General features: G+C 74.9%; 5 protein-coding genes. 4 read left to right on the top strand and 1 reads right to left on the bottom strand.

The genetic code is table 11. From position 1 onward, the window contains the following. The 4 genes from CCN56_RS00955 to CCN56_RS00940 form a co-directional block, all read left to right on the top strand. Positions 1-5,682 (top strand): non-ribosomal peptide synthetase (locus tag CCN56_RS00955; protein WP_143664384.1); only part of this gene is annotated, 5,682 nt, incomplete at its 5' end. Next, on the top strand, positions 5,679-6,995 hold the full coding sequence (locus CCN56_RS00950; RefSeq protein ID WP_086822224.1) for an MFS transporter: 1,317 nt from the start codon (positions 5,679-5,681) through the stop codon (positions 6,993-6,995). The genes CCN56_RS00955 and CCN56_RS00950, both read left to right, overlap by 4 nt. 169 nt (positions 6,996-7,164) lie before the next feature. Next, positions 7,165-8,205, top strand: a complete 1,041-nt coding sequence (locus tag CCN56_RS00945) for a MupA/Atu3671 family FMN-dependent luciferase-like monooxygenase (protein WP_086822221.1) — start codon at positions 7,165-7,167, stop codon at positions 8,203-8,205. Between the two features lie 52 nt (positions 8,206-8,257). Then, a complete protein-coding gene (locus CCN56_RS00940; protein WP_179199622.1) occupies positions 8,258-9,202 on the top strand; it encodes a TauD/TfdA family dioxygenase in 945 nt (314 codons plus the stop codon). A gap of 76 nt (positions 9,203-9,278) precedes the next feature. Here the strand turns inward: CCN56_RS00940 and CCN56_RS00935 are convergent. Next, positions 9,279-10,436, bottom strand: a 1,158-nt coding sequence (locus CCN56_RS00935) for an NB-ARC domain-containing protein (RefSeq protein ID WP_256961643.1), incomplete at its 5' end; no start/stop codon positions are given.

Raw genomic sequence — 10,436 nt, 5'->3', positions numbered from 1 at the left:
GACCGGGCCGCGCTGCCCGCGCCCGAGTACGGCACGCGGAGCGCCGGCCGGGCCCCGCGCACCCCGCAGGAGGAGATCCTCTGCGGCCTGTTCGCCGAAGTCCTCGGCGTCGCGCAGGTCACCGTCGACGACGACTTCTTCGCCCTCGGCGGCCACTCCCTCCTCGCCACCCGCCTGGTCGGCCGTGTCCGTGCCACGCTCGGCAAGGAACTGAGCATCCGCCAGTTCTTCGAGACGCCGACCGTCGCCGGACTCGCGGAGGTCCTGGACGCCGCGGGCGGCGCCCGCGCCCGGCTCACGGCCCGCCCCCGGCCCGACCGCGTCCCGCTCTCCTTCGCCCAGCAGCGCCTGTGGTTCCTCAACCGCTTCGAGGGCCGCAGCCCCACCTACAACGTGCCGACCGGACTGCGCCTCTCCGGCGCGCTCGACCGGGACGCGCTGCGGGCCGCCCTCGCCGACGTCGTCGAGCGCCACGAGACGCTCCGTACGGTCTTCGCCGAGGACGCCGAGGGTCCGTACCAGACCGTCCTCGCCCCCGAGCGGGCCGTACCGGACCTGGAGACCGTCCGCACCACCGAGGACGGCCTGCGCGCCGAACTGGAGCGGGAGGCCCGCTACGGATTCGACGTCGGCACCGAACCGCCGCTGCGCGTCCGCCTCTTCGAGACCGGGCCCGACGAGCACGTCCTGCTGCTCCTCGTCCACCACATCGCCACCGACGGTTGGTCCATGCCGCTCCTCGTCCGCGACCTGAAGGCCGCCTACGCCGCCCGCTGCGCGGGCGACGCCCCGGGTTGGGCGCCGCTGCCGGTGCAGTACGCGGACTACACCCTGTGGCAGCGCGAGCTCCTCGGCTCCGAGGACGACCCGGAGAGCCTGGTCTCCCGGCAGCTCGCCCACTGGCGCGAGGCCCTCGCGGGCCTGCCCGAGGAACTGGACCTGCCCACCGACCGGCCCCGCCCGGCCGTCGCCTCGTACCGCGGCGACGTCCTGGCCGTCGAGGTCCCCGCCGAGACCCACGCCCGGCTCGCCGAACTGGCCCGGGACCACCACGCCAGCCTCTTCATGGTGGTGCAGGCCGCCCTCGCCACCCTGCTGTCCCGGCTCAGCGGCGCCACCGACATCCCCATCGGCACCCCGATCGCCGGCCGCACCGACGACGCCCTGGAAGACCTCGTCGGCTTCTTCGCCAACACCCTCGTCCTGCGCACCGAGGTGGACGGCACCGCGAGCTTCGCCGAGCTCGTCGCCCGGGTCCGCGAGACCGACCTCACCGCCTACGCCCATCAGGACGTGCCCTTCGAGCGGCTGGTCGACGTCCTCAACCCGGCCCGCTCCATGGCCCGGCACCCCCTCTTCCAGACCATGCTCACCTTCGACAACGTCGCCCGGCGCGGCACCCCGGCCGAACCGGACCGGGAGCCCGGCGCCCTGCCGGACGTCGCCGCCACCGGCCAGGGCGTCGGCACCGGCGTCGCCCGCTTCGACCTGATGTTCCTGCTGGGGGAGCGGCACACCGCCGACGGCGCCCCCGGGGGCATCGCCGGTGTCCTCGAATACGCCACGGACCTCTTCGACCGCGACACCGCCCAGGCCCTCGCGGACCGGCTCGTCGGCGTGCTCACCGCCGTCGCCGAGCGGCCGCACGCCCCGGTCGGCGCCCTCGACGTGCTGCCCGACCGCGAGCGGCGCCGCGTCCTCACCGACTGGAACGACACCGCCCGCGCCCTGCCGGCCGGGACCGTGCCCGAACTGTTCCGCGCCCAGGCCGCCCGCACCCCGGACGCGACCGCGCTCGCCTTCGCGGACACCACCCTCACCTACGAGGAGCTCGACGCCCGCTCCGACCGCCTCGCGCTCGCGCTCGCCGAGCGCGGCGTCGGCCCGGAGGACCTGGTGGCCGTGGCGCTGCCCCGGTCCGCCGACATGGTCACCGCCCTCCTCGCCGTCCTCAAGGCGGGCGCGGCCTACGTGCCGGTCGACCCCGAGTACCCGGCCGACCGGGTCGCGTACATGCTGGCGGACGCCGCCCCGGCCCTGGTCCTCACCGACCGCGCCACCGCCGACGGCGCCCCCGGAACCGCCGGGGTCCCCCGGCTCGTCCTCGACGAACCGGCCACCGCCGCCCTGCTCGACGGCACCACGGCACAGACCGCCCCGCCGGGCGACCGGCCCGCGCCGCCGCGCCCCGGGAACCCGGCGTACGTCATCTACACCTCCGGGTCCACCGGCCGCCCCAAGGGCGTCGTCGTCACCCACGCCAACCTCGCCAACCTGATCCACACGATGCAGGACCGGATGGCGCTCGACGGCACCGACCGGCTGCTCGCCGTGACCACCATCGGCTTCGACATCTCCAACCTGGAGCTGTGGGTGCCGCTGCTGCACGGCGCCCGGCTCGTGCTCGCCGACCGGGAGACCGTCAAGGACCCCGTCGCGCTCGCCCGCCTCGTCGAGGAGTCCGGCGCGACCGCCATGCAGGCCACCCCCACCGCCTGGCAGAGCCTCACGGCCACCCGCCCCGAGGTGCTGCGCGGCCTCGCCAAGCTCGTCGGCGGCGAGGCCCTGCCCGGCCCGCTCGGCCGCACCCTGTACGGGCTCGGCGGCGGCCTCACCAACGTCTACGGCCCCACCGAGACCACCATCTGGTCCACCGCCGCGGCCCTCGACGCGGACACCTGCGCCCTGCCCCCGATCGGCCGCCCGATCGGCAACACCCGGGTGTACGTGCTCGACGCCGGACTGCGCCCCGTCTCCCCGGGAGTCGCCGGCGAGCTGTACATCGCGGGCACCGGTGTGACCCGCGGCTACCTGAACCGCGCCGGCCTCACCTCCGAACGGTTCGTCGCCGACCCGTACGGCCCCTCCGGCAGTCGCATGTACCGCACCGGCGACCTCGTCCGCTGGACCAGGGACGGCGTCCTCGACTACATCGGCCGCACCGACCACCAGGTCAAGGTCCGCGGCTTCCGCATCGAGCTCGGCGAGATCGAGGCCGCGCTCACCGCCCAGGACGAGGTCGCCCAGGCCGTGGTCGTCGCCCGCGAGGACACCCCCGGGGACAAGCGGCTCGTCGCCTACGCCGTCCCCGGCTCCGGCGACGGCGGCCGCGACACCGAGAGCGAGGCCCAGCAGGTCGACGCCTGGGAGGCCGCCTACGACGCGCTCTACGGCGAACCCGGCTCCGACACCTTCGGCGAGGACTTCGGCATCTGGCAGAGCACGTACACCGGCGAGCCGATCCCGCTCGCGGAGATGCGCGAGTGGCGGGCCGCCACCGTCGACCGGATCCTCGAACTGCGGCCGCGCCGCGTCCTGGAGATCGGCGCAGGCACCGGCCTGATCCTCGCCCACGTCGCCCCGCACTGCGAGAGCTACTGGGGCACCGACCTCTCCGGAGCGGTCGTCGACCGGCTCCGCACCCAGGTCGAGGCGCACCCCGAACTCGCCGCGAAGGTCCGCCTCGAGACCCGTCCGGCCCACGACACCGACGGGCTCCCGGCCGGCCACTTCGACCTCGTCGTGCTCAACTCCGTCGTCCAGTACTTCCCGAGCGCCGACTACCTCACCGACGTCCTCGCCAAGGCGGCACGACTGCTCGCCCCCGGCGGCAGCCTCTTCGTCGGCGACGTGCGCGACCTGCGCACGCTGCGCACCCTGCGCGGCGCCGTGGAGCTGCGCGGCGCCGGACCGGACGCCGACCCGGCGGAGCTGCGCCGGGCCGTCGAGCGGAGCGTCGCGCACGAGAAGGAACTCCTCCTCGCCCCCGCGTACTTCACCGGTCTGCACGAGACCGTTCCGGCCGTCGCGGGCGTGGACCTCCGGGTCCGCCGGGGCACCCACCACAACGAGCTCACCCGCTACCGCTACGACGCGGTGCTGCACACCGCCGGGACCCCCGTCCGCTCGGTCGCCGACGCGCCCGTCCTCACCTGGGGCACCGACGTCACCGGCACCGACGGGCTCCGTGAGGAGCTGGCCGCGCGCCGGCCGGAGACCCTCCGCCTCACCGGCATCCCGAACGGCCGGGTCCTCGACGAGGCCGACGCCGTCCGCGCCCTCTTCGAGGACGGCACGGTCCGCGACCCCGGTGCGACCCCGTCCTCCGGGTCCGGAACCGACCCGGAGGAGCTGTACGCGCTCGGCGAGAGCGCAGGCTACCGGGTGGCCGTCACCTGGTCCGGCACGGCCACCGGAGGCGAGGAGGGCCTGCTCGACGCCGTGTTCGTCGACACCGCCCACGCCGGGGGGTCCGCGCTCGCCGACACCGGGGAGTCCGGGCTCGACGCCGCCCGCGCGGGGAAGCCCGCGCTCGACGCCGCCCATGCCGGGGAGCTCGCGCTCGTCGGCGTCCACCGCGCCGCGACCGCGCCCGGCACCGACCGTCCCCGCGCCAACGACCCCGCCCGCTGGCGCGAGGCCGCCCTCGGCGCCACCCTGCGGTCCCGGCTCCAGGAGACCCTCCCCGAGCACATGGTGCCCGTGGCGGTCGTCACCCTGGAGGGCCTGCCGCTGACGCCGAACGGCAAGGTGGACCGCAAGGCCCTCCCGGCCCCGGACTTCGGGGCCGCCGCCGGCGCCGGCCGGCCGCCGGCCACCCCGCAGGAGGAGCTGCTCTGCGGCCTGTTCGCCGAGGTCCTCGGCCTGCCGCGGGTCGGCGTCGACGACAACTTCTTCGAGCTGGGCGGCCACTCCCTCCTCGCGACCCGGCTGGCCGGCCGCATCCGGGCCGTCCTCGGCGTCGAGGTGCCGCTCCGCCGCGTCTTCCAGGCCCCCACGGTCGCCGCGCTCGTCGCGGAACTCGCCCCCGAGGCGGCCGGGCAGGACGCGCACGCCGTCCTCGTACCGCTGCGAGCCGCCGGCTCCCGGCCGCCGCTGTTCTGCGTCCACCCGGCCGCCGGACTCAGCTGGTGCTACCTCGGCCTGCTCGCCCACCTCGGACCCGACCGGCCGGTGTACGGCCTCCAGGCCCGCGGAACCGACGGATCCGGCGAACTGCCCGCCACCATCGAGGAGATGGCCGCGGACTACGCCGACCGCATCCGCGAGACCCAGCCCTCGGGGCCGTACCGGATCGCGGGCTGGTCGGTCGGCGGCGTCATCGCCCACGCGATCGCCACGGAGCTGGAGCGCCGGGGCGAGCGGGTCGAACTGCTCGCGATCCTCGACGCCTACCCGGTGGCCGACGCCGTCGGCACCCGGCCGCCCAGCGAGACGGACATCGTCGCCGCGAACCTGCGGGCGATCGGCTTCGACTTCAAGGAGTCCGACCTCACCGCCGACCGCTTCCCCCTGGAGCGCTACCGCGAGTTCCTCAAGCGCGAGAACCGGGCGATGGCCCACTTCGAGGAGCGGGAGATCCTCGCCATGAAGGACGTGTACGTCAACAACACCCGGCTCATGTGGTCCTTCGAACCGGGCCGGTTCACCGGCGACGTGCTGTTCTTCACCGCCGAACGCAACCAGGGGGCGCTCGTCCGCGAGCGCGGCCACCGGGCCTGGGCGCCGCACGTCGGCGGCACCGTCGAGAACCATCCGGTCGACTCCGACCACGAAGGGCTGATGACCCGCCCCGGTCCCGTCGCCCACGTCGGCCGGATCCTCGCCGAACGGCTCGACGCCCTCGACGCCGGGACCGAGAGTAGGAACGGCGTAGAGGCACCCCGCAGGCTCGGCGCATGACCGTTCTCGACGAGAAGACGGTCGCGGCGGTGCCCCTGCGCCGCAACCGCGACTTCCTCCTGCTGTGGACCGGCAACTGGCTGCAGTTCTTCGGCTCCCGGATGAGCGGGGTCTGCTACCCGCTGCTCGCGCTCCAGGTGTCGGGCGGTTCGGCGCGGGCGGTGGGCTTCGCCTCCGCCGCCGCCGTCCTCCCGTACGCGGTCGTCCAGCTGCCGGCGGGCGTGCTCGTCGACCGGTGGGACCGGCGCCGGGTCATGCAGGTGTGCGCGGTCGGCCGGACGGCCGTCCTCGCCGCGGTGGCGGCCATGGTCCTGCTCGACGTCCTCGGCATCGGCGCGCTCCTCGCGCTGATCGCCGCGGACGTCTCCCTGGCCATCGTGTCCAGCCTGGCCGAACGGGCCGCGGTCCGCACCGTCGTACCGGACAGGCAGCTGCCCTCCGCGCTCGCTCAGAACGAGGCCCGCGGCAGGATCGCGGGCCTCCTGGGCGGGCCCGCCGGCACGGTCCTGTTCACCTGGTCCCGCTGGAGCCCCTACCTCGCCGCCGCGTTCGGCGCGGTCGTCGCGGCCGTCAACGTCCGGCTCATCAGGGCCGACTGCCGGCCGGCCGCGGCCGAGGGGCGGCGGCGGATCCGCGAGGACCTCTCCGAGGGACTCGCCTGGGTGCGGACCCAGCCCGTGCTGCGCTCGGCGCTGCCTCTGGTGGCCCTCGCCACCGGGCTGCTCCAGGTCGTCTCGCTCGCCCTCGTCGTGGTCCTCGTCAAGGAGGAGGGCCATGCGGAGTCCACCGTCGGCCTGCTGCTCGGCATCAGCGGCTGCGGCGGGGTGCTCGGGGCGCTGAGCGCCCGCTGGTGGATGGCCCGGCTGCCCATGCCGGCGCTCCTCGTCGGCGGCTTCACCCTGTGGGCCGTGCTGATGGGCGGCATGTCGGCAGCCTCCGGGCCGGTGGCGCTCGGCCTGCTCTTCGGTGCCATGAACCTGATCGGCGCGGTCTTCGGGGTGGCCACCGCGGTCTACCAGATGACCACGACCCCGGACCGGCTCCAGGGGCGGGTGGCGGCGCTCGCCGGGCTCGTCACCGCGGCCGGGGCGACCGTCGGCGCGTTCGGCGGCGGCTGGCTCCTGGAGACCTTCGACGGGGCGCGCTCACTGCGGTTCACGGCCGTCGCCATGGCCGTGGTCGCCCTCAGCACCGGCCTGGTCCCGTCCGTCCGCAGGGCCAGAATCCCCACCGCCGAACCCACCGCCGACACACCTGCCGACCCGTCGGCCGACGCTCCCGATCCGGAGTCCCGCGGCGGCGCCCCGGCCTGAACGACTCCGCGGCGGCGCCCGGCCCGGACGGTCCCGTGGCTCCGCCCCGGTCTGAACGGCCTGGCGGTACCGCCCGCCCGAACGGCCCCCGGGGCCCGGTCCGTGCCGGCCCGGGAGCGGCCGGCCCCGTTCTCCCGTCGTCCCACCCGACCCACCCGAAGGACCGATCATGGACCTGAGCCTGTTCTACTTCGCGCACGACAGCACCGCGCCGGGCCAAGCCGGCCGGTACGAGCTCCTGGTCGAGGGGGCGAAGCTCGCCGACCGGGCGGGGCTCGCCGCCGTGTGGACGCCCGAGAGGCACTTCGACCCCTTCGGCGGGGCCTACCCGAACCCGGCCGTCCTCGGCGCCGCGGTCGCCATGTGCACCCAGCGCATCGGCATCCGGGCCGGCAGCGTCGTGGCCCCGCTCCACCACCCGGCGCGCATCGCCGAGGAGTGGTCGGTCGTCGACAACCTCTCCGGCGGCCGGGCGGGCGTCGCCTTCGCCTCCGGCTGGAACACGGTCGACTTCGCCCTGCGGCCCGAGAACTACGCGGAGCGCCGCACCCTCGTCCGCGACACCGCAGAGGAGGTGCGCCGGCTCTGGCGCGGCGAGGCGCTCGCCACCGCCGACGGCCTCGGACGTCCGGTCGAGATCCGCGCCTATCCGCCCGCCGTGCAGCGGGAGCTGCCGATCTGGCTGACCTCGGCCGGCGGCGTGGACACCTTCCGCGCGGCCGCCCGGATGCGGGCCGGCGTCCTGACCCACCTCCTGGGCCAGACCCTCGAGGAGGTGGCCGGCAAGATCGCCGAGTACCGCCGGGTCGCCGCCGCCGAGCACGACGGCTGGACCGGCCATGTGGTGCTCATGCTGCACACCCTCCTCGGCGACGACCTGGAGCGGGTCCGCGAGCTGGTCCGCGAGCCCTTCACCCACTACCTGAAGAGCTCGGCGAACCTCACCGCCAAATCGTTCACCGGCAAGGAGATGGACCTCTCCCAGCTGAACGCCGACGACATGGACTACCTCGCGGCCCGGGCCTTCGACCGCTACTTCGAGACCGGCGGCCTCTTCGGCAGCGTCGAGCGCGCCGCCGAACTGCTGCCGCACATCCAGGCGCTGGGCGTCGACGAGATCGGCTGCCTCGTGGACTTCGGCGTGGAGTCCCGGGCCGTCCTCGAAGGCATCGAGAAGCTCGGGAAGCTCAACGAGATCGCCGCCCGGTGACCCGTACCCCCACCTGCATCCCCACCACGGACCGGAAGAGACAGGAGACCTCATGACCACCGCACCGCTGGCGGACCGGGCCTGGACCCCGCGCGAGATCACCGCCGACGAGGCCGGCGGCCGCGGGCTCGCCGACCACCTCGGCGACCTGGGCGCCGACGGCCTCACCGAGCTGCTGACCGAGCACAAGGCGCTGGTCTTCCGCGGCTTCGGCGTGACGCCCGAGTCGGTCGAGCCGGTCCTCGACCGCCTGCTGCCCAACCGGCTGCCGTACGTGCACGGCAACTCGCCCCGCACCCGGGTGAAGGGCAACCTCTACACCTCCACCGAGTACCCGCAGCGCTTCACCATCTCCATGCACAACGAGCTGAACTACGCCCGCCGCTGGCCGGCCCGGCTCGCCTTCTACTGCGAGACGGCGGCCGAGTCCGGCGGCGCCACCCCGGTCGTGGACGGCGCGCTGTGGCTCGCCTCGCTCGACGCCGAGGTCCGCGAGGCCTTCGCCGGCGGCATCCGGTACGTGCAGAACCTGCACGACGGCTACGGCCTCGGCAAGAGCTGGCAGGACACCTTCGAGACCGACGACCGGGCGGAGGTGGAGCGCTTCCTCGCCGAGTCCGAGGCGGAGTGGGAGTGGGGCCCGGACGGCATCCGGGTCAGCCAGCTCCGGCAGGCGGTCACCACCCACCCGGTGACCGGTGCCGAGGTGTGGTTCAACCAGGCCGACCAGTGGCACCCGGCGGGCCTCGGCGACGAGACCGCGAAGGAGCTGTACGACATCCTTCCGCCCGAGGAGTTCCCGCAGTACGTGACCTTCGCCGACGGCACCCCCATCCCCGACGCGTACGTGACCCAGATCCGCGACCGCGGCCTCGAGCTCGCCGTCGACGTGGACTGGCGGGTCGGCGACGTGCTGCTGATCGACAACGTCCTGACGGCCCACGGGCGCCGCCCCTTCGAGGGCTCCCGCCGGATCCTGGTGGCCATGTCGGACTGAGGACGGTTCCCGCGGGTGACGGCCCCGGTGCCGCCGGTGCGTACCGGTGACACCGGGGCCGCCGCGCCTCCGGACTTCAGAGCCGCTTGGTGATCCCCGATCCGGAGGTGGACAGTTCGCCGAAGGCGTTCGGCTCCCCGTCCTCGCGCTCCTCGTGCTCCCTCTGGTCCTGCTGCCGGCAGGCCGCCGCCAGGTCGACCGCGACGAGCCGGGCGAAGGAGGTGAGGGTGAAGAGGGTCCTGCCCTGGTCGTCGAGGGACGAGGCGGTCACGAACCAGGCGTCGGCCAGCCGGTCCAACTGCTCTTCGACGGCGGCCTCCTGGGCCGGGTCGGCGGCCAGCATCCGGGCGTCGAACTCCGGCTCGGTCAGTCGGCTGAGCCGGGGCAGCAGCGCCCGGGCCTCGGCGGGCAGCTGTCGGACGACCGCCATCAGGGGCTCCCGGATGCTCCGCGGCCCGTACGACAGTTCGTCGAGCCGGCGGTGCGGGTTGGCGAGCCGGGAGGCGAGGTCGCCGATGGACCAGACCGGCCGGGCCGCGAGCTTGGCGCCCACGAGGCGCAGTGCCAGGGGGAGTCCGTCGCAGAACTCGACGACGGCGCGGGCCGCCGGCGGGTCCTGGAGGACGGTCTCCTCGCCGCCGATCGCGGCGAGCAGCTCGACCCCGTTCGTGGTGCTCAGGGCGCCGAGGGAGACGGTGTCCGTGTGGGTCACGGTGGGCAGCCGGTGGCGGCTGGTGATGACCACGGCGGCGAACGGGCTGTTGGGCACGAACTGTTCGATGTCCTGCTCGGGCAGGACGTTGTCCAGGACGATCAGCAGCCGGCGGCCGTGGGTGCCGATCCGGTAGAGCCGGAGCAGTTCGTCGAGGCCGGTGCCGGGCGGGGGCTGGCGGCCGAGGCCGTGCAGCAGCCGGGTGAGCACCTGGTCCTCGCCGAGCGGTGCTCCGTCCTGCTCCGCGACCCGGGCGAAGAGCACGCCGTCGGGGAACAGGTCGGAGCAGGTGTGGGCGGCCCGCACCGCGAGTGCGGTCTTACCGGAGCCGATGGGTCCGGTGACGAGGAGGCGTACCGGGGCGGAGCGCATGGAGAGCTCGGCGGCGGCCGCGAGACCGCCCTGTACGGCGAGGAGTTCGGCGTGCCGGCCGACGAGCGGGCTGATGTCCGGGGGGAGGAGCACGGCGACCTCGCCGGTCCGCTGGGGAGGGACGACCAGTGTGGTGGCGGGTCCGGGGGG

Source organism: Streptomyces sp. NRRL B-24572, from assembly GCF_002156145.1.
In the GTDB taxonomy this organism is placed as follows: domain Bacteria; phylum Actinomycetota; class Actinomycetes; order Streptomycetales; family Streptomycetaceae; genus Streptomyces; species Streptomyces vietnamensis.
This window is presented reverse-complemented; position numbering and strand designations above follow the sequence as displayed.

Coding starts and splice junctions, on each gene's coding strand:
- CCN56_RS00945 (WP_086822221.1), top strand. CDS start 7,165: ATGGACCTGAGCCTGTTCTACTTCGCGCACGACAGCACCGCGCCGGGC.
- CCN56_RS00950 (WP_086822224.1), top strand. CDS start 5,679: ATGACCGTTCTCGACGAGAAGACGGTCGCGGCGGTGCCCCTGCGCCGC.
- CCN56_RS00940 (WP_179199622.1), top strand. CDS start 8,258: ATGACCACCGCACCGCTGGCGGACCGGGCCTGGACCCCGCGCGAGATC.